The organism is Tunturibacter empetritectus (assembly GCF_040358985.1).
In the GTDB taxonomy this organism is placed as follows: domain Bacteria; phylum Acidobacteriota; class Terriglobia; order Terriglobales; family Acidobacteriaceae; genus Edaphobacter; species Edaphobacter empetritectus.
Window position 1 is genome coordinate 1,470,145 of the sequence record NZ_CP132932.1, and the last position, 21,975, is coordinate 1,492,119.

The window sequence follows — 21,975 nt, forward strand, 5'->3', positions numbered from 1 at the left end:
CACTCCAGCAAAGAAGCACTCAACCCTCATGCACGCGACCGGACTCCGGTGAGTAGATTTGATCAACAGCCTAGCTCATTACGGCAGGCTTCAAGACTTCCTCGCACCAATCGCTGAAGCTGGTCGGAGTCGTATTGTGAGCGGTGCGCAGTTCGGCGTTGTCTAATCCCTGTCCTTGGAGATCAGCATGTCTACGATTCCTTCTGCAAAGACCGAATTCGCTCGATACTGGATGAACTGCGCCTTATAGGATCCGCCTGTACTTGCTCGTTGTTGTTTGCAAACGAGGGAGGTACAACCAGGAATCCGCTCTCTGCGCTTTCGAAAGCCTGTTTTAATTCGCGAGCAGATGACCGAAAGCCTGCTGATCTGCATGGCGGGTGGCGGGCTCGCCCTGATGCTATCGCTCGCTTCGACGCGATGGCTAGCTGCCAACTGGCGCAATCTACCCCGGGCCGACTCCGTGCACATCGATGGATGGGTTTTCACTTTTGCCGCAGGGCTGGTCGTGATTACAGGATTGCTGGCTGGTCTCGCGCCGGCAGTCACATCCACTGGCAGTCGGCTACTCACAGCGCTGCAGGAGTCCTCACGATCGGCCAGCACCAGCACCTCGCGGGCGCAGCTTCACAAGACGATGCTTACAGTTGAAATCGCGCTCACGGTCATGCTGCTCTTCTCAGCCGGACTGCTTTTCAAGAGCTTCATGCACCTGCGCATGGCGGACCTAGGCTGCGGTATCGATCACGTGATGACCATGAAATTCGGTTTGCCGGAAATCCAATACGATACGCGCGACAAAGTGATGCTCTTCCACCAGTCACTGCTTGAGCGCGTGCGCCGGCTTCTCCTGGCCGCGGTAGGCCTGTATGGAGTGCTTTCCTACTTGGTGACCCAGCGAGTGTCGGAAATTGGCATTCGCATCGCCCTCGGCGCGCAACGTGATCAGATATTGCGTCTTATTTTGTTCGACGGGCTGCAGCCGCGCTCCTCGGGCTGTTAGCCAGCGCAGGCGCAACGCAACTTATCCGATCGATGCCCCACGCGGATGTCTCGCGAATAGGATTTTAGGGGTACCCGAATTCAGACGCACGCCTCGAGGGCAGGGGGCGAATTTGAGGCGGTACAGACTCGGTGAAGGGAGCGCGTGGCAATCGAGACCTCGCAGTCTTTGGGTGCGGACGCGGGGGGTTGTCGTCACCCTACCCCCCGCCAAAAGGTATAGACGACTTTTAGAGTCGCAGTTTTTTTTGAGAAGGGCGGATCGTTCCGGGAGGTCGTCGGAATAGCACAACAAAAAAACCGTCCTTTATTCATACCGCGACATACGCGAGACAATTGTCACCGCCGTTTAACATTTGATCCCTAGCCTCATCAACAAAGGCCACAACTGAACCATAGGCCCTAATTTCACTACTACATACCTGCTTTGTTTACTGAAAGGTAGAGCCAATGACGCCACGTAGAGCGATACTTATCGCCCTGATCATCCTGAGTGCGATTATTCTTCAATCCGCAAACGCGCAACAAACACTGGGTTCGGTGTCCGGCGTCATCAGCGACGCGACCGGAGCAATCATCTCCGGAGCAAGTGTCGTGCTCGTCAACGATCAAACTGCAGCGAGCCGTACTACTTCCACGAACGGAAGCGGCGCCTACCAGGTGCAAGGTCTGCCGATCGGTCTGTACACGGTGACTATCACAGCCAATGGCTTTGATACGGAAAAGCTTAGCGGCTTCCAGATTCAGGCCGATCGCACTGCCGCGCTGGTTGTGCGCCTCAAGGCCGGCCAGGTCTCCTCCACTATCGACGTTGCAGCGACGCCTCAGCTCGACACAGTGGATACCACCAACGGTTACATTCTCGACGCGGCGCAGATTGAAAAGATTCCGCTCGGCACCGGCAGCTTCACGCAACTGGCAACGCTTAGTCCGGGAGTTCACGCTGACCTGCTTGCCGACACCGGCACCAACACCGGCCTTGGCAACCAGAACATCTATGCCAACGGACAGCGCCTCAGCAGCAACACCTTCACTTTTAACGGAGTCATGACTAACAACCTGTTCAACGGCGCCTCTTCCAGTCAGGTCACCGAAAGCCGCGCCGTTCTGAACACTGGCGAGTCATTCCAGTCGAATGGCACCATCCGCACCAACACCTCGATCTTCGACGCTATCGGCGAAGCTCTTCCCTCTCCCCCGCAGCAGACTATTGCAGAGGAGCGCGTCAACACGTCCATGTTCGACGCTGCGCAGGGAGCCACTGCGGGCGCCCACATCGACGTAACTACAAAAACCGGCACCAACGCGCTTCATGGGTCCGCTTATGGCAACTGGGAGACCTCCGCGCTCAACGCCAATCCGTTCTTCAACAAACAGACCGGCAACCCTACTCCAGATCTTCACCGCTATGTCGCGGGTGCGGAACTCGGTGGCCCCATCCGGCACGACAAGCTCTTCTTCTACGCCAGCTATCAGTACACCCGCGCGCGCGACCAACTCAATTCGCTCAGTAGCTACTTCGCGCCCCTTGGCATTACCGACGACCGCAGTGTGGCTGGCCTGCAGCCTGTATTAGCCGCGGCAAACCTTCCTCCCGGCACGCCCATCGACCCCGTCGCACTCGCGTTTCTCCAAGCCAAACTGCCCGGCGGCCGGCTTCTGATTCAGTCGCCTGCCGATCCTGCCGGGAAGGTATCGTTCATTGGCCCGGCTTCAAAGTTTCAGGCGGATCAAGCTAATTTGAATATCAGCTATGTGCTCTCTCACAAAGACACGCTTACCGGCAGGTACTACTTCCAACAAGACCCCAGCGAGAGTCCTTTTTCCAGCACCAACCTGCTCGGATTTCCGCAGAAGTACACTGCCGGCAGCCAGGTCTTCTCGCTTGAGAACACGGTTGTTCTCTCGCCGCGGCTTACGTGGGAGCAGAAGGGGGGCTTCGTTCGCATGAAGGTGGACTCTTTTACCGGGCAGCCCTTTGGTCCTTCTGCGGTGGGCATCAATCTCTTCGGCAGCCCGCTGCTTCCCGGTATCGCCATTCGCAATGCAAACGGCTTCAATAGTCTTAATATCGGCCCAACCTCCAACTTTGCCAACACTGGCTTCTCTCAGAACACGTTCGAGGGAACCTCGACGCTGAACTACGTGGTCGGAAACCACTCCTTCGCCTTCGGCGGCAACTACGACTTCACCCAACTCAACATCATCAACCGCGCCAACCAGGTTGCCACGCTCTCCTATAACAGCATCGGCAACTTCCTCACCGGCGGGCCGCTTCGCAACAGCGCTGGAACCTCGGTCTACTTCCAGGGCGCAAGCAACCGCTACTACCGCTCGCCTCAGGTTGGCGGGTATGCCCAGGATCAGTGGCGTGCGACCCCGCACCTGACCATCACTGCCGGCATACGCTACGACTACGACGGCGGCCTCTACGAGAAGTACGGCAATCTGGTCAACTTCAGTCCAAGGCAGTACTCCTACGACCTCGCCAGCGATACGATCATCAACAGTGGGCTGGTCGTAGCGGGCAACAACAAGCTTTATGCCTCGCCGGGCGCGTCGAAGTCCACGCTGACCAACCGGCAATGGGGTATCGGTCCGCGCATCGGTCTCGCTGACAGCCTGACAGACAGGCTGGTGCTGCGGGCAGGCTTCGGGCTTTACTACGATCGCGGCGAATACTTCACCGAGTTCTCACCCTCTGCCGGTAATGGCTTCAACGGGCCCTTCGGCGTTACGCTGCAGCCGCCGTTTGTGCAGGGTGTGATTCCCGCTAAGGGTGCGACGTCGGAGAATCCGTTCGGAACCGTGCGCCCGCCAATCGACACCAATCCTGCTGACTTCATCAAGAATCTCTCCAATCAGGCAGCCCTGATTAATGGAGCCAACCCCTATCTGTTCGGTGCTTACGCGGCCAACAACAGCCTTCCGTACACCGAGAACTGGAGCCTCGACCTCCAGTACCAAGCTACGCGTAGTATCGTGGCCACGCTCGGATACACGGGCAATCACGGGGTCCACCAGACCGTGCCTGTCCCGTTCAATCAGCCGCAGGTGGCTACGCCGGATCACCCGGTTAACGGGCAGAGCTATAGCTACGGGTATAACGCCACGTATCCTAACGGAGCTACGCTTCTCACCGAGCCATACAACACCAGTACCGGAGGCAACACCGATCTGCGTGTGCCTTACATCGGCTACAGTCCCAACTCCGTGGCCTGGACGACGGTAGGCTGGTCCCACTACGACGCTTTACTGGCCTCGATTCGGCAGACGAATTGGCATGGATTCGACTTTCTTCTGTCGTACACCTGGTCGCACTCCCTGGATGCTGCAAGCGGCTTCGGGCTCTTTTACAACGGCAACAATCCTCAGAATCTCGCCTCCGGCTATGCCTCTTCGGACTACGATCGCACCCACGTCACCAGCTTCAGCTTCAACTACCAGGTACCCGATCTTAAAACTGGAAACCGCTTTGCCGACAAGGCGGGAAGTGGATGGGGCCTTAGTGGCGTCGCCACGTTCCAGAGCGGCCAGCCTTATAACGTGTACGACTTCTCCGGAACCGTCGGCAGCATCTTCTTCGCATCGAACGACTTCCTTACCAACCCTGTGCTACCGCTCGCGCCCGGCTTCAATCCGAAGAGTGCGCGCACCAAGCACAGCGGAGCCTTCGTGAACCCGAATGCACCCAACGGCACCTCCTCCAACTTCAACGATGTCGCTTTCACCCCGTCTGCCTTCGCCTATCCTTCCTTGCAGCCCGGAGAGTCCGGCGTTCCACCTTGCGGCGGGACTACCAGCGGCGGTTATCTCTGCGATACCTTCGAGTCGACCTTTGCAACCGGCCAGCGCAACATCTTCCGCAGCGCCTTCCAGAAGCGGGCCGACATCGCCCTCTTCAAAGAGACCAAGCTACACGAACAGTACCGCCTCCGCATCGCCATGGAGGTCTTCAACGTCACCAACACCCCCAGCTTCGATACGCCCGGCAACAACTTCAGCGGCAGCGACTTCAACAACCCGCCGGGAATCACTCCGCTACCCAACAGCGACCCCACAGTCTTCTCCAGTCAGGGAGTAGGCGCCATCACCAACCCCATTGGAAGCCCACGACAGGTTCAGTTCTACGGCATCTTCAGCTTCTGACAACCTACCCAGCCGCGCCGTTCGAACCCGGTCGGATGGCGCGGTTATCACTTCCCGTTACCCTCGACGCTTGGAAGGCTATCCGCTTTACTTCCGATAGCAATATCCCTCACTGTGGGCTGATTTGCAGTAATCGTCCCGCGCCACCATATATTGCGGATGCAACGTATTCAATGACTTTGGACTCTCTGAAGCTCCTGACTATGCCCCTAGCCAGTTGATAATACGATTTGTTACGTCACTCCAAGCCCGAAGTCACAAGGCTGAACTACCCCATCAAGCTGCGATTTTGCGTCGTGGGTCCAGCACCCTACAATCGTCGGTATTTGAAAGGGTATGTGCATCACTGAACGAAGCCGTTTCTGGCCAGCATCACCATTACACACCGCTACAAATTTCAGTTGTCGGGCTGAGTTTACGGACCGCGACTTGAGACATTCGTTTACCAGTGGGCCAACGGCAGCCGCTCCGGACCGCGCAATTGCCGACCATGCCTCCGGTTGGGATTCCTCATCCGCCCTGCGCGACTCCTTACGCACCGCGTCCAGACGCTCTCGCGCCCCGCTACATCTTTCCCCGTCGGCTCGATCAGGCCGCGCATCTCCGCTTCGGCTATAGGCTCCCTTTCGCCGTCCGAAAGGGGAGACTCAAGGGCAGCGACCGCAGAGGCAACACGTCGGCCAGCACCACCTCGCCGCCTCCGGCCCTGGCTCTGCCGGAGCCGATAGCAACACGCTGTGCAGCATCCCTTCTAAGGTGACGGATCGCTGCCAGTTTGTCTTCCACGTCCGGCCGGGATACATTTGCGATCTTGGCGACGTGGACTCCTAACGTGCCCCGCAGCTCCCAAGGGCACTGCCGAACGTCCAGCTATGAACATTGCTGCCGATGGCGTACCGGATGCCCTCGTGTCCATCTTTGCCTAACCCGGTCAAGGAACTTCCGAGATACTGCACGCATCGCTCGCAAGCCCGCGGCTAGGCCGGTGCAAACTTCCAGGCTTGCCTACCTCCTCGGTGAGTTATTGGCGGATTTCGATCACTGACCGCACGTAGTGGTCGGGCACCTCCATCTCTCAATCGTCATACAGCACCCGGCGACCTTCTAGGAAGGCGATCTCCCGAAGCGCTCCAACAACTACGGCAAAACGTGTAGGGACCACCGTCACCGTATGCACTGACGACGACTGCCCCGTGCACGACCCACGAGCAGCGGCAGAACAAGCGGCCAATCCAGCCCCGACGATGACACCCGCTTCAGAGGCCGAAGACAGAGGAAGAGGCCGAGGAGCGACAGCGGATCTACGACCAACAGCGAAAGGAGCAGACCGCATAAGTTGACATAAATCCACATTAGAACAAAGCTCATCTGTGACTGCGACCTCATCGGATAGATGGGGGAATAGTGATCTAGACAGTCGAGCGTTCCCAATCGTGCACACCCTCTAACGGATCAACCGGGAAGCCCAATGCGTTATAAAGTCTTGGGAAGTCGAACGGGTCTCAATGTATTAGAGTTCGCGCAGGGTACAGGGATGCTGGGTAAGGCCTATGGCTACGGGACCTAGCCAGACGAAGCTCGAAGGATATGCGGACGCAGGCGAAAATCTAGTTGATTTGTCGGGCGCGCACCAAAGAGGGAATACGAACGCCACATCGGAATGTTTGTTGGGAAATCGCGACGATTTTCTACTCGTCTCCAAGTACAGCCGAAGTGCGAAAGCTATTCCGCCGTTTGAGGCGAGTGTCACTTCGTGTAGCCGTGCAAGAACACATCAACCGCGGATTTGACTATGCGTTGTTGTGCATCTTTATTTGGCTTTGGAGAAACGCCGAGCGTCACTTTCAGCATTGTCTCGGAGATGATGAGACCGAGAAAATGGTGCGCGGCAGCTTCTGAATTGAGTTCCCGAAGTTTGCTTTGAGAAACCTGCTGTTCGAGATAGCGACTTAGAGCACCTATCATCCGCGCCGGTCCTAACTCATAGAACATTCTCCCCAGCTCTGGGAATTTACCTCTGTCCAAGGAGAGCGTTCGTTGGAGTGTAATGGTGTCGTCCGCCATGAACCGCGCTAGAAATCCTTCCCCAAATGAAGTTAATGTGACCGCTATAGGGGCATCAGATATGAACAGCGCACTCATCTTGCCTGACATGTGGTCGGTCTGCCGTTGAATCACCGCACGGAAGAGATCTTCTTTGGTTGGAAAGCGGCTATAAAACGATTCCTTCGAAGCACGCGCCTCACGCGCAATCTGGGTAACGCTCGACCCTGCAAATCCGTTCTTTAGGAAAAAGGAGGCGGCGACATCCAGCAAGTGTTCGGTTAGGGCCTCAGACTTGTCGGTCGGTGCAGATGTTAAGGCCTTTTTGCTTTTCGCCATAATTTCTCCTAAGGTATTTTGAATCCCTAAACCGCTCCACTCAGTCTAAAATATAGTACGGAACGGTTCGGTTCCAGTATAGCCGGAAAGGATCTGTAATCAATGGACGACTCGACACAGAGGACTGAAGGCTCAAAGAAGGTGAGCGCCGGCAAAGTCGATACGCAAGCGCCAGACCATTCTTCTCCAGAAACTGCATCGTCACCGCACCGACACCGCCTCTGGGCATGGCTTCTAGGCGTGGGCGTGCTTCTTGCGCTGATCATCGTTGCTGTCGTGCGTAAGCCAAAGTCTACAACCACTTCTGTCGATACAACTCAACCAGCTGTTGCGAACATTATGGCCTCTCAGGCGCGCCTCGGCGATATGGGGACATATATTGAAGCACTGGGCACGGTGACGCCGCTCGCGACGGTCAATCTTTACAGCCAAGTCAATGGCAAGGTGGATGCCGTGCATTATGTCGAAGGCCAGATGGTGCGTCGTGGAGATCCGTTGATCGATATCGACCCCCGCCCCTACGAGGCGCAACTCCTGGAGGCCCAAGGTACGCTAGCTCATGATCGTGCCGTCCTCGCGCAGGCGGAGATGGACCTTGCGCGTTACAAGGATGCTTCCAGCCAACAGGCTATAGCCCGGCAGACCTACGAGGACCAGGTGCACACCGTGGACCAGAATCGCGGGACGGTGCAGAACGATGAAGGTCAAGTCAAATACGCTCAGGTGCAATTGAGCTACTGCCACATCAACTCACCGATCTCTGGACGGGTCGGGCTGCGCCTCGTCGATCCTGGGAACACCGTTTTCTCCGGCAGCTCAACTGCCATCGTCGTCATTACACAGCTCCAGCCGATCACGGTCGTCTTCAATGTGTCGGAAGACAGTTTAGGACAGGTCCACGATCAGATTCTTCGGCGCAAGACCTTACCGGTGGACGTGCTGGACCGCTCGCAAATGACGAAGATCGCCTCCGGAAAACTTCTTACTCTGGACAATCAGGTCGATACATCGACGGGCACTGTGCGTTTCCGCGGCCAATTCGACAACGACGCATTAACGCTCTATCCGAACCAGTTTGTAAATGCGCGCCTGCTGGTAAAGACGCTCAGGGGCGTCGTTCTAATTCCTACGGCGGCGGTGCAACGGAACGGTGCGCAGGCGTTCGTTTACATCATCGATAACGGCACCGCAAAGATCAGAAACGTCACGGAGGCTTCCACCGAGGACAATGTGGCTGCCGTCAACGGTATCAACGCCGGCGATGTTGTGTCCGTCACAGGCTTCGACAAGCTCCTTGACGGCTCGAAGGTCAACGTGCAGGGCATCGTTCCCTTTGGCAACAGCGACAACCTCCCGAATGCTTCGGCGAAGACGGCGGGCAGGTAGGCCATGAGTCCATCGCGAATCTTTATTCTTCGGCCTGTAGCGACCGCACTGCTGATGACAGCGATCTTAGTAGTTGGGATCGCGGCGTATTTCACGTTGCCCGTGTCCGCGCTGCCGGAGGCAGACTACCCGACGATCCAGGTACAGACCTTCTATCCCGGTGCAAGCCCCGATGTGATGTCATCTGCGGTGACCGCCCCATTGGAGCGGCAGTTCGGGCAGGTTGCCGGGCTTACGCAGATGACATCCACAAGCTCCGACGGTAGCTCCGTGATCGTCCTGCAGTTCGCGCTGACACTCAATATCGATGTGGCGGAGCAAGAGGTGCAAGCGGCTATCAACGCCGCGCAAGCTTATCTCCCGACAGACCTTCCGGTCCCACCGGTATACAGCAAATCGAATCCGGCCGACGCTCCCGTGTTGACGCTTGCACTTACGTCTTCAACGATTCCGCTTTCCAAAGTGGAAGACCTCGTCGATACACGCCTTGCTCCCAAAATCTCTCAGTTGAGCGGTGTCGGTCTCGTGACGATCAGCGGAGGCCAGAAGCCAGCGGTCCGCATCCAGACGAATCCAGTGGCGCTTGCTTCTTACGGGCTTAACCTCGAAGATCTGCGGAACGCACTGACTGCCACTACGGTCAACTCCGCAAAGGGCAGCTTCGATGGGCAGTCGCAGGCATTTCAGATCAATGCGAACGATCAGCTCCTCTCCAGCGCCGGTTATCGGGATGTGCTCGTGGCCTATAAAAACGGTGCCCCCGTGATGCTCACCGATGTCGCAAAGATCAGCGATGGCGTGGAAAACGAGAAGCTCGCCGCGTGGATGAATCAAACGCCCGCAATCCTCCTGAACATTCAACGGCAGCCGGGAGCGAACACCATCGCCGTGGTGGATGAGGTGGAAAAACTTCTGCCCAAGCTCCAGGCGACGCTTCCCTCGGCCGTGAACGTAAAGATTCTGACCGATCGCACGACTACGATCCGTGCGTCGGTCAAGGACGTCCAGTTTGAGCTCATGCTCACCATTGCGCTTGTTGTGATGGTCATCTTTATCTTTCTCAGAAACTTTGCAGCCACCATCATCCCCAGTGTTGCCGTGCCGCTGTCGTTGGTCGGAACGTTGGCCGTGATGCACTTTCTGGGCTATAGCATCAACAATCTCACCATGATGGCGTTCACCATCTCGACAGGGTTCGTGGTGGATGATGCCATCGTCATGATCGAAAACATCTCGCGTTTTCTCGAAGAGGGCATGAATCCGATGGAGGCGGCACTCAAGGGCGCTGAGCAAATTGGATTCACGATCATCTCTTTGACGATTTCGCTCATCGCGGTGCTCATTCCGCTGCTGTTCCTGGGCGAAGTGGTGGGTCGTCTCTTCCGGGAGTTTGCAGTGACTCTTGCGGTGACCGTTTTGATCTCCGCTGTAGTTTCCTTGACGCTCACTCCCATGATGAGTTCGCGTATTCTGCGGCATAAAGCAGAGTCCGAACAGAACGGCTTCTACCGCTGGACCGAAGGTATCTTCAAGCGCATCATCGCGGCTTACGGACGCAGTCTACAGTGGGTGCTGAGACACGAGACACCCGCGCTTCTGGTCGCGCTGGCCACACTCCTGCTCACCGTCTTCCAGTACATCGAGATCCCGAAGGGGTTCTTTCCGACCCAGGACACGGGCATTATTCAAGCCGTATCGCAGGCCCCGGAGTCGATCTCATTTGCGGCAATGTCTCGCAAGCAGCAAGAGCTATCCACAGAGATTCTGAAAGATCCTGCGGTGGAAAGTATCTCTTCGTTCATTGGAGCCGACGGAATCAACACAACATTGAACAGTGGCCGCATTCAAATCAATCTGAAGCCACAGCAGACACGACACATCAGTGCGACAGACGTTATACAGCGCTTACAAAAAAGATTGCGGAACGTGCAGGGGATTCAGGTGTACATGCAACCGGTACAGGATCTGACCGTGGACGACCGTGTGAGCCGAACCGAATATCAGTACACGCTTGAAGATCCGGACACTCTGGAGTTGAACCAATGGACTTCCAGGCTGGTCACAGAACTTCACAAGTTGCCGCAGATCACCGATGTGGCTACCGACCAGCAGACAAATGGAGTGAGCGCGAACCTCACCATTGACAGGGCGACCGCGTCCCGTCTGAACATCACACCGGACCAGATCGATTCCACACTTTACGATGCCTTCGGACAGCGGCAGATCAGCACTCTTTACACGCAGTCAAATCAGTACCACGTCATCCTCGAAACCCTGCCCCAGTTTCAGCAGAGCCCCGGCAAGCTCAACGACATCTACATACAGGGCTCAACGTCCTCGTCCAGTTCTTCGGCGCAGAGTACGTCAGGGCGCACGTCGTCCGGCTCAAACGGTACGCCGACAACGCTTACGCCTTCCTCCAACGAGAGCTTAGCTTCGACCACGCCGACGAGTGTTTTGGCCTCGAGTTCGTCCGGTTCAAATGGCTCTTCGGGAAATATGGCTTCGAGCGGCCAGGGCACCGGGGGCAGCTCTCCAAATTCATCGAGTTTGCAGAGTAGTTCGGGCTCATCGAACTCCTCCTCCACACAGCCGACACCCGTGCCACTGAGCGCTATCAGCCACTTCGGGACAGCGCCGTCGCCGCTGACAATTGCCCATCAAGGCCAGTTCCCGGTGGTCACCATATCGTTCAATGTGGCAACAGGTTACTCGCTTGGCCAGGCCGTCGAAGCAGTGGAGAAGGCACAAGAACGATTGCACATGCCCGCGAGCGTGCAGGCTGACTTTCAGGGGACAGCCGCCGCTTATAAGGGCATCGGCTCCAACGAGGCTATCTTGATCCTCGCTGCGCTACTGGCCGTGTATATCGTGCTTGGAGTACTTTACGAAAGCTTCGTTCATCCCCTCACGATCTTATCGACGCTGCCTTCCGCGGGTGTCGGGGCTTTGTTAGCGCTTCGGCTTTTCCATCAGGACCTCGGGATCATCGCCGTCATCGGGATCATTCTTCTGATCGGAATCGTCAAGAAGAACGGAATCATGATCGTCGACTTTGCGCTCGAAGCAGAACGGGTCCGCGGACTGAACTCTGTGGACGCTATTTTCGAGGCGTCGCAGCTTCGGTTCCGGCCGATCCTGATGACGACTCTATGCGCGCTCTTTGCAGGAATTCCGCTTGCTTTCGGTTCCGGGATCGGATCAGAGTTACGCCGCCCACTCGGCATCGCGATGGTGGGCGGCCTGCTCGTCAGTCAGGTGCTTACGCTTTACACCACGCCTGTGATCTATGTCTTCTTCGATCGCATTGCGCAACGATTCGGTCGCCGCACCAAACCCGCGTTTGACCAGTCAGTAGCAGCGGAGCAGGCATGAACATCTCTTCTCCATTTATCCAAAGGCCCGTCGCGACGACGCTCCTCGCCATAGCCATGGCCATCGCGGGAGCGATCGCCTTCGAAGAGCTTCCTGTTGCCTCGTTGCCCCAGGTCGACTTTGCCACGATTACGGTGGCCGCGACGCTGCCCGGCGCCAGCCCCGAGGTAATGGCTTCTTCAGTGGCAACTCCACTCGAACGCCAGTTCGGACATATCGCCGGTGTCGCTCAGATGACCTCCTCAAGCACTCTTGGCATCACCTCCGTCACGCTGCAGTTCGACTTGAGCCGTGATGTCGATGGCGCTGCCAGGGACGTTGAGGCGGCGATCAATGCCGCTCGGACCTATCTGCCGGCGAACCTGCCCTCAAACCCAACGTACAGGAAGATCAACTCCGCTGTTGCGCCCATGATGGTGCTGAGCCTCACGTCTGATGTCTATGACACAGGAACTCTCTACGATACGGCCTCATCGATCATCGAGCAGAAAATTTCGCAGTTGCAGGGCGTCGGGCAGGTGCAGGTGGTCGGCAGCTCGCTGCCTGCTGTACGAATCGAGTTGAACCCGACCCAGCTCAATAGCTATGGCATCGGCCCACAGAACGTCGCACAAACAATCTCGGTACAGAACTCCAACCGTCCCAAGGGACAGATCAGCGACCAGTACACAACTGCGGACATCAAGGCCAACGATCAGATCTCGAAGGCGAAAGACTATGCTCCGTTAGTCATCGGTTCGAGTAAAGGGAAAGTAGTTCATCTCAGCGATGTAGCCAACGTTTATGACTCGGTGCAAACGCTGCGGTCGGCAGGCTACGTCAATGGGAAACCGAGTGTCATTTTGCTGGTCTATCGGCTACCCAACGCCAACGTGATCGAGACATCTGACCGCGTCAAAAAGGAACTGCCGTCCATACGCGCCTCCATCCCAACCGGCGACCAGCTGGGTATCGTGAACGATCTCACGACGACGATTCGCGCGTCTGTCAACGATGTGGAAAGAACACTCGTGCTCTCGATCGTGCTGGTGATTGCTGTCGTCTTCGTCTTTCTGCGAAGCCCGCGTGCGACGCTCATTCCTGGTGTTGCCGTTACCGTCTCGCTCATCGGCACATTCGCCGTCATGTATTTTTGCGGCTATACGCTTGATAACCTGTCGTTGATGGCGCTAACAGTCTCGACGGGGTTTGTCGTCGATGACGCGATCGTCGTAATGGAAAACATTACGCGGCTCATCGAATTAGGCGTTTCGCCCATGCGGGCGGCTTTTGATGGAGCAAAGGAGGTTGGCTTTACAGTGATTTCGATGAGCCTATCGCTCACTGCAGTCTTTGTCCCAATCCTCTTCATGGGTGGTCTTCCAGGACGGCTCTTTCATGAATTCGCCGTGACGCTTTCGGCGTCGATCGCCATCTCCATGGTCGTTTCGCTTACGCTGACGCCAACGATGTGCGCCTATATCCTTAAACCTCACAACAGTGAACGGCATGGTCGTCTCTATCGATTCAGCGAACGCGCTTTTGACGGTTTACTCGCGTTCTACCGTCGCACTCTGGTGTGGGCGCTTCGCCATCCCGCGCTGATCGCGCTCACTCTTCTGGTTACTCTTGCGCTCAATGTTGTGCTTGCTGTTCGAGTGCCGAAAGGACTGTTCCCGCTACAGGATACTGGGACCATCTTCGGCGGTTTTCAAGGATCTCAGGACGCATCCTTCCAGTCGATGAATCGCTCTCTCCTGGCGATCCAATCCGTCATCAGCGCAGATCCTGCGGTCAGCAAGGTCGCAGGCTTCACAGGCGGACAAGGTGGACCGGGCGGGGGCGCGAGCAACACGGGATTTGCATTCGTCAGCCTAAAGCCTCTAGCCGAACGAAAGATTAGCGCGGGTGAGGTGGTCGACCGCCTGCGCCCTAAACTCGCCGCGCTTACCGGGGCTTCGACATTCCTTCAGGCTGCGCAGGACATCAGTGTCGGCGGCAGGCAGAGCAACGCACAGTATCAATATCAGCTATCGGCAGACTCTGTAGAGACTCTCAGCCAATGGGCACCTGTCCTCTATCACCAAATGCTGAAGATGCCGCAGATCAAGGACGTTACGACCGACCAGCAGAATGGCGGCCTGCAGATGCTGCTCAACTATGACCGCGCCACAGCCGCCCGACTCGGCATAACTCCGCAACTGATCGACAATTCCCTTTACTACGAGTTCGGCGAGTCGCAAGTCTCGACCATCTACACCTCACTAAACCAGTATTACGTAGTGATGGAAGCTGCTCCGCATCTGCTCACTTCGCCTTCCGCATTGAACTCAACCAATGTTCACTCCACAGGCAAGGGTTCGGCCCCTCTGAGCACGTTTGCGCACATGCAAGCTTCTACGTCGCCGCTGTCAGTCAATCACTCCTCTTTCTTCCCGTCAGCCACCATATCGTTCAATCTTGCTCCCGGTGTCTCGCTTGGGGAGGTCACGAAATTGATCACCGATATGCAACAGCGGGCAGGCACACCGACAACAATCACGAGCCAATTTGCGGGCACCGCACAGGCCTTCCAAAGTTCACTCGCCACGGAGCCGTTTCTCATTCTTGCGGCCATCGTTGCCATTTATATCGTGCTTGGCATTCTCTACGAAAGCCTCATTCATCCCGTCACGATTCTCACAACGCTTCCGTCGGCGAGCGTCGGCGCAATGTTCGCTTTGCAGTTCTTCAAGAGCGAGCTCGATGTCATCTCCCTCATTGGAATATTGCTGCTCATCGGCATTGTAAAAAAGAATGCCATCCTGATGATCGATTTTGCGCTGCAGGCGGAACGGCTGGAGGGCAAGAGCACAGAGGATTCCATCTTCGAGGCCTGCCTACTGCGCTTCCGCCCCATTTTGATGACGACGTTGGCCGCACTCTTCGGAGCGCTGCCACTCGCCTTTGGTCGCGGCGTGGGCTCGGAGCTTCGCCGTCCGCTGGGAATTGCCATTGTTGGCGGTCTTATCTTCAGCCAGGCGCTCACACTCTACACCACGCCAATCATCTACCTGTATTTCAACCGAGTTAGTCAGTGGTTCAAACGTCGTCGCGGTACGACAACGAACCTCACGAGCGGCGCAACAGCCTAGAAAGGCGAAGGAAATGGACATCATGAAACGCTTCAGACCTCTTCCCATCACTCGCAAATCCATCCTTTTGTGCTTTGCTTGTCTGCCACTGCTGCAAGGCTGCATGGTAGGACCCAAGTACGTAAGGCCCACCGTTCAGGCTCCGCCTGCGTTCAAGGAGACGACAGACCAGACCGCTCCCGACGGTACGACATGGACTACAGCGAAGCCGCAGGACACGACGTTGCGCGGCAAATGGTGGGAAATCTATCAGAAGCCAGAACTGAACGGTCTTGAAGACAAGCTGAACGACTCGAACCAAAACATCGCTCAGGCGTTCCACAACCTTATGGCCGCACGCGCCCAAGTCCGCGAAGCCCGATCTAGTTATTCGCCGACCGTCTCTACAACGCCTTCCTACACCCGGTCACGGACCTCCGCGAACGTCGTCGGCCAGGCTCCAGCAAATACGAACCTCAACAGCAACAACTTCGATCTGCCCTTCGATGTCTCTTGGGAGCCGGACGTTTGGGGACGCGTTCGCAACACCGTCAAAGAGTACGCAAATGCCGCCCAGGTAAGCGCGGCTGATCTCGCGAATGAAAAGCTGACAGAACAAGCCAATCTGGCCGAGTACTACTTCGAGCTTCGCGGTCAGGATCAGCTCATAGAACTCTACAAACAGACGATTGAAACATACCAGAAGAGTCTTGAATTGACACGCGTACTTGGCAGGACTGGTATAGACAGCGATCAGGCCGTCGCGCAAGCTGAGCTGAACCTGAAAACAGCACAAGCCGCAGCCACCAATTTGGGCGTCGCCCGCGCGCAATACGAACACGCGATCGCGCTGCTGATCGGCCAACCTGCATCATCTTTCTCTATGCCAATGCACCCGCTGACGACAGCGGTTCCGGGAATACCGCTTGGTGTGCCTTCACAACTGCTACAGCGTCGTCCTGACATTGCGGCAGCCGAGCGCACGATGTCTCAGGCCAATGCCCTTATCGGTGTCGAAACTGCCGCTTTTTATCCCAGCTTCAGCATCTCATTTGAGGGTGGCCTTGAGAGCTCGAACGTCAAGAATTGGTTCACCTGGCCCAGCCGCTTCTTCTCCCTCGGGCCATCGGCGTCGCAGACGCTCTTCGATGCAGGCCTCCGCCGCAATACGGTCGCACAGTACAAGGCACAGTACGACGCAGATGTTGCCAGTTATCGGCAGACCGTACTCACCGCATTTCAGCAGACCGAAGACTCGCTTGCGTCAGAACGCATCCTTGCTAAGCAGTTGCAGCAAGAGCAGGAAGTGATTGCGGCGGCACAGCGCTATTATGATCTGTCTGTAGTCCGCTATCGCACTGGAGTCGACACCTATCTGAACGTATTTACGGCCCAAAATACGCTGCTAGCCGACCAGCAGACACAGGTCAACTTGCGAGTACAGCAAATGACAAGCAGTGTTCAGCTTATCGAGGCGCTCGGTGGCGGATGGGACACAACGCAGCTCCCAACGGAAAAGGAAGTGGCTGCAAAGAAGTAAAACGCGTTAGGGAGGCTCTGATTAAGTCCTATTTCCTGCTGCTGGACGCTTCTTTTGTTTGTCATTCCCGAAGGGAATCTGCGTCTTCCGTGCTCACGACAAGGGTCATATGGACTTAATTAGAGTCTCCTAAGAGCTGCTTATCTACCTAGGAACCTTTTCTGAAACCTTTCGGTTTCTCCAGAGTCTGATATTCATGCCGAACGGGTCGGTACGGTACTATTTTCAAGTCGCCCGTAGATAGTGCAAAGCACTCACAGGAGACGGCAAAGCAATCTTTATCGCTCACACTGCTGTAGCAGGTGTGCCGTTGTTCCGAGCCATTTTTGTTGTCCGTCATCATTTCTCCATTAAGTGCAGATGCTATTCAGAAATTATTTGAGGACAAGCCCCTTATGCAGCAACGCACCTTTAGCGCAACTTTGTTGGGCTTGACCGCTTTTTTCACTGAGCCCTCTTACGGCAACAATCGCGCTTTGAGTGGCGGCTTCGGGACTCTTTCGCGCGCCTGCGTCGTATGTTCTTTGTTGCTAGTCACCGGCATCGCATCTGGTCAACAAGAGTCACGGGCTTCAGAGAGGAGGAGCAGTTCGCTCCCAGAAGCACCTTTGCCTCAATCGAACTCTCAAAACTCATCTGAGCAGGTGCCTAGCCCGGTGGGAGCAGCCACTGTCTCAGGCACCGTGCTAGACGCAAGCGGGGCAGCCATTCCAGGAGCACGAGTCAATGTAACGCGCAGAGACAAAACACTGTTCGGCAGTATCAAGTCCGGCGGGGCTGGTGAGTTCTCATTTAGAAGCGTCCCGGCAGGTTCGTATGTCGTGACGATTTACGCAAAGGGATTTCAGCCGTTTGTATCGACGGAATTTGTGGTGACGTCCAAACAAGACTATGCAATTCCTGCCATCGCCCTTTCGGTCGCAGCGACCGATACAGAAATCACCGTTCGTCCCACTGACGTGATTGCCGCTGAACAGATTAAAGCGGAGGAAAAGCAGCGTGTGTTCGGTATCGTGCCCAACTATCTCACAAGCTACACCTGGGACGCTGCCCCTCTAACGACGAAGCAGAAGTTTTCGCTTGCCACACACGACACCCTCGATCCGGTTTCACTTATAGGAGTTGGTCTCGGTGCCGGCATTCAACAAGCGCTTAACACCCATCCCGGCTATGGGCAAGGCGCGGCGGGATACGGCAAACGTTCCGCAGCTCTATTCGCCGATGGACGAACCAGTGACTATCTCAGCAATGCGGTGTTTCCCTCGCTGTTCCATCAGGACCCGCGCTATTTCTATCAAGGGAGCGGTTCTACAACGTCCCGCCTAAGCCACGCTCTCAGCAGCACAGTGATCGCACGGAGCGACACCGGGAAACCTATGCCCAACTACTCTTATTTTTTAGCGCTTCTGTGCTCGGGAGCCATCTCCAACGCATACTATCCCCACGGTGACCGGGGAGTCGGCCTAGTCTTCAGCACTGCGGCATTTGGTATGTTGGGAAAAGCTGGAGGAACTGTCATTCGAGAGTTCGTTTCGAAGCACGTTACCACAAATATCCCCGGTGAAGGCAAGCCATAGGAAGATCGAAAGATGATTCGCGTTCATCTCCCATTAAATGGTGGTGACTGACCAAGGCCTCTTAGGGGATGCACACTATGAACCTGTCGACACAGCTCACGTATCCGGGAATTGGCATTGCAGTGTTTGCCCAACAACTCTGCCTGCCGGTTCCGTCGATGGTGCTGCTCGTCACTGTCGGAGCATTGGCTGCGCACGGTCAGGAAGCTCTGCATATCTGGCTCGTCATTCTCGCGGGAGTAACCGGATGCCTGCTTGCCGATAGCTTTTGGTTTTGGTTGGGCAGGCGATGGGGTAGCGGGGTCATCCGGCTGGTGTGCAGCTTTACGGCAGATCCTCAAAGCAGTCGCGAGAACTCACATCGCATCTTCGAAAAATGGGGCCTATGGTTGCTCACGGTTGCGAAGTTCGTGCCGGGGTTGGACGGCGTGGCACCACCTTTGGCCGGCGCTGAGGGCTCGACTGTCCATGGATTTCTGTCTTATGACGCGATCGGATCTCTCTTATGGACGTCCACCTATGTGCTCGTCGGCTTTCTGTTTGCTGATGAAGTGAACAGTGTAATGCGCGTTATTCAACGCTTTGGAGTGTCGCTGGGGATCATCGTTGGCGTTCCGTTGTTGCTCTATGTCATCTGGAAGGCTGTTCGTGTGGGAAGGATGATCCGCCATCTAAGGCTACGACGCATCAGCCCCGCGATGCTTCAGAGAAAACTGGACGATCAGGAAAAAGTAATGGTCGTCGATCTTTTGAACTACGAGGCGCAGGATAGCGAGATCAAAGGAATTCCCGGTGCATTCCGTGCGAAGCCCTCAAGGCTGAGCAAGGTGAAGAAACTGTTCGTACCTGCGGACGTGGAGATAGTGCTGTACTGCTCTTCCAGGAACGAATTTGTTAGCGCTCGTGTTGCGGACGCCCTGCAAAAAAGAGGCGTGCACAACGTGTGGGTATTGGAAGGTGGCCTCGAGGCCTGGGTGGGCGATGGACGGCTTGTCACGACCGAATTGGACACGGGCGAACGCGTGGCAGCTCGGATGGGTGTTGTGCTGCCTACGGATGTTGGGCTGAAGGAACCAGGACCGTAATCAAGCAGGCCTAGCGTGTGCATTCCCTTTGCCAGCAGGGCGGCTTGCCGACAAAGGGATTATGCCCGCGTTGTCGGACTAGACCTTGGGAGCCAATCTTGGATAAAGCGATAGAGCATTCTTGCTGAAGATGTCTTCCTTATCTCCTTTGCTGAACTCGTCGTAGCTTTCTACGGCGTCAATGGCATGGGGGATTGATTGCGCCGGCATAAAGGGAAAGTCGAAGCCGGTCAGCAACTGCGAAGTTGAGGCCACTTGCTTAAGCGCCAAAAAATACGGCGGTATGGTCGCAGCGGCCACATCAAAATAGAGCGTCTTGATTTGCGAGAGAACGTCCTTTGGTGAAAGCGATGGATGCTCGCCTTTCTTTTTCGCCTCCATCGCCAATGTCATCGGAATGAGGATGCTCATTCTTTCCGGCCCTAGGAACGGCACCGCTCCTCCGCCGTGGGTCGTGATGAAACGTATGTCTGGAAAGTCTTTGATCACATTTTTGCGCAGCAGACTTGTGATCATGCGCGTCGTTTCGAAGGGATATTCAAGCATCGGCGCGGGGAAGCCAAGGCCGATCTGCTCGAAGTTTGACGGCTCGACCGGATGGACAAAGACGACTGCCTTGCGGCGATTGAGCTCCTCGAACACGGGACGAAACTTTGGGTGGCCCAGATAAGCGCCATCATAGTTGGTGGAAAGACCCACGCCATCCAGCTTTAGAACGTCCAGAGCGTATTCGAGCTCTTTCAACGCGGCATCCACATCCGGCAAGGGCAGCAGCGCGTCAACTCCGAACTGTTGGGGATGTTCTGCTATGACCTGCGCACCAAAATCGTTGATCGTCCTGGAAAGACGGATTGCTTCTTCGTTACTCCAATACTTCGGCCCAGGAGATGTGATGGACAACACGCAACTCCCAACATTGTTCTTCTCCATCATTTCGAGGTGCTTTTCAACGGTCCACTCCTCGGGCATGGGCACTCCGTCGACAGCGACCGCACCGGTGCTCTTCATAGCGTCTACGTAGGCTTTGGGTAGGTAGTGCGAATGAACATCGATGATTTTGTTTTTCATGGCTGTGGCTCCTGTTTCTGTTTTGAGTGAGTTATTGGTGGGTGAATGTATGCCATCATCGCGCTTTCAATAAAGCACTTTGGGTGTGACTGACATACCGGGACGAAGCCTTTCCAAGCCGCTCTGGCCGCCTTTGAAGCGGATGCGTACTGGAAGTCTTTGTACGACCTTGACGTAGTTGCCGGTTGCGTTCTCCGGTGGAAGCACGCTGGTGCGATCCCCCGTCGCTGCAGGTAGACCTTCCACGTATCCGTCGAAGGTCTGGCCAAACGCATCTACCGTGATACGGACAGACTGGCCTGGCTTCATCTTCTTCATTTGGGTTTCCTTGAAGTTGGCGGTAACCCAAAGATCGCTTGTCTGCGCCACGATGAGGAGCTGCTGCCCGGTCGAGATCCGTCCACCCAGTTCGACAGAGCGCTCGCTCACGATCCCATCTACCGGGGAGACGATTTGGCAATACTGAAGGTTCAGCTTGCTTGTGATGAGTTGGGCTTTTGCCGACTCGACATTGGCCTGCTGGCTCTTGATGTCAGCGGATTTTATCGAAAGCTGGAGAGGCGCATTCTGCTCGATCTGGGCGAGTTTAGCCACTTGCTCGTCAAGTTGGGCTCGACGTTGATCCACGGTTTTCGCCGACGAATCGGCCGAAGCCCGACTTGCTTGCACGCTGGCTTCCTGGGCTCTCGCTGTGGCCAGGTATTGATCGTAGTCAGAGGGTGCGATCTCCTCCCTGTCGAGGAGTTGCCTATATCGCGCCAAGTCAGACTGGTTCTTTATGTTTGTCGCCTCAGCCTGCTGCAACTTTGCTACGGCACTGTCACGGTCATTCTGCGCTCCAGCAAGCGCAGCTTGCGCGGCAGATACTTCCGACCCGTAGCTGAGTGCATCGGTGGCATTGCTGCGCTGAGTAATCGGAAGATTAGGTTGCTGGGCGCTAAGCTGCGCAAGCGCCTGGTCGTACTGCGCCTGAGCTTGCGTCAACTTCGCCTCGGCGTCCGCGGTATCGAGGTCGAGCAAAGGCTGTCCGGCATGAACAACCTGGTTGTCGTCAACATAGATCGCTTTGACAGTACCGTCGACACGGGCCGCGACGGCATTGAGATGGCCGTCGATCTGCGCGTCGTCCGTGTCTTCGTAAGTGCGTGAATGCAGCCACCATACGATGACGATTGCTAGCGCGACCGCGACACCGGCCCAGAGCAGGAGCTTAGCACGGGGAGACACCGGGGTCTTTTCCTGCTTCTTGTCGTCATGGTTCTGGTCGCCTTGGTTTGTTTCTGACTGCTGCTCTGGTTTCGTCTCGTCAACGGCCATGG

11 protein-coding genes are annotated in these 21,975 nt (G+C 56.1%); 8 read left to right on the forward strand and 3 right to left on the reverse strand.

Annotated elements, in window-relative coordinates; genetic code table 11:
- Positions 1-349: 349 nt before the first annotated feature.
- A complete protein-coding gene (locus RBB75_RS06155) occupies positions 350-1,003 on the forward strand; it encodes a hypothetical protein (protein ID WP_353069892.1) in 654 nt (217 codons plus the stop codon).
- A 449-nt stretch (positions 1,004-1,452) separates the two neighbouring features.
- On the forward strand, positions 1,453-5,151 hold the full coding sequence (locus RBB75_RS06160) for a TonB-dependent receptor (protein WP_353069893.1): 3,699 nt from the start codon (positions 1,453-1,455) through the stop codon (positions 5,149-5,151).
- 1,746 nt (positions 5,152-6,897) lie between these two features.
- Here RBB75_RS06160 and RBB75_RS06165 read toward each other — a convergent pair.
- Entirely contained in the window at positions 6,898-7,533 is a 636-nt protein-coding gene (locus RBB75_RS06165; RefSeq protein ID WP_353069894.1) for a TetR/AcrR family transcriptional regulator, read from the reverse strand.
- A gap of 102 nt (positions 7,534-7,635) precedes the next feature.
- On the opposite strand from RBB75_RS06165, the gene RBB75_RS06170 reads away from it, so the two are divergent.
- The 6 genes from RBB75_RS06170 to RBB75_RS06195 all read left to right on the forward strand — a co-directional run bounded on the left by RBB75_RS06170 (position 7,636) and on the right by RBB75_RS06195 (position 19,588).
- Positions 7,636-8,919, forward strand: coding sequence for an efflux RND transporter periplasmic adaptor subunit (locus RBB75_RS06170; protein ID WP_353069895.1), 1,284 nt, complete (start codon positions 7,636-7,638; stop codon positions 8,917-8,919).
- A gap of 3 nt (positions 8,920-8,922) precedes the next feature.
- A complete protein-coding gene (locus RBB75_RS06175; protein WP_353069896.1) occupies positions 8,923-12,294 on the forward strand; it encodes an efflux RND transporter permease subunit in 3,372 nt (1,123 codons plus the stop codon).
- Positions 12,291-15,407 (forward strand): efflux RND transporter permease subunit, encoded by a 3,117-nt coding sequence (locus RBB75_RS06180; protein WP_353069897.1) that lies wholly within the window; start codon positions 12,291-12,293, stop codon positions 15,405-15,407. The genes RBB75_RS06175 and RBB75_RS06180 overlap by 4 nt, the downstream gene beginning before the upstream one ends.
- A 22-nt stretch (positions 15,408-15,429) precedes the next feature.
- Complete coding sequence (locus RBB75_RS06185; RefSeq protein ID WP_353069898.1) at positions 15,430-16,926, forward strand: efflux transporter outer membrane subunit; 1,497 nt, start codon at positions 15,430-15,432, stop codon at positions 16,924-16,926.
- 329 nt (positions 16,927-17,255) lie between these two features.
- A complete protein-coding gene (locus tag RBB75_RS06190; protein WP_353069899.1) occupies positions 17,256-18,503 on the forward strand; it encodes a carboxypeptidase-like regulatory domain-containing protein in 1,248 nt (415 codons plus the stop codon).
- Between the two features lie 77 nt (positions 18,504-18,580).
- Positions 18,581-19,588 carry a VTT domain-containing protein gene (locus RBB75_RS06195; RefSeq protein WP_353069900.1) on the forward strand — a complete coding sequence of 336 codons (1,008 nt, stop codon included), beginning with the start codon at positions 18,581-18,583 and terminating at the stop codon, positions 19,586-19,588.
- A gap of 78 nt (positions 19,589-19,666) precedes the next feature.
- Here the strand turns inward: RBB75_RS06195 and RBB75_RS06200 are convergent, their stop codons facing one another.
- Together RBB75_RS06200 and RBB75_RS06205 are read right to left on the reverse strand one after the other, a co-directional pair.
- The gene (locus tag RBB75_RS06200) at positions 19,667-20,656 is read right to left on the reverse strand and encodes an amidohydrolase family protein (protein ID WP_353069901.1); all 990 of its coding nucleotides are present in this window, start codon (positions 20,654-20,656) and stop codon (positions 19,667-19,669) included.
- Positions 20,657-20,722: 66 nt separating this feature from the next.
- A complete protein-coding gene (locus tag RBB75_RS06205; protein WP_353069902.1) occupies positions 20,723-21,973 on the reverse strand; it encodes an HlyD family secretion protein in 1,251 nt (416 codons plus the stop codon).
- Positions 21,974-21,975 lie beyond the last annotated feature (2 nt).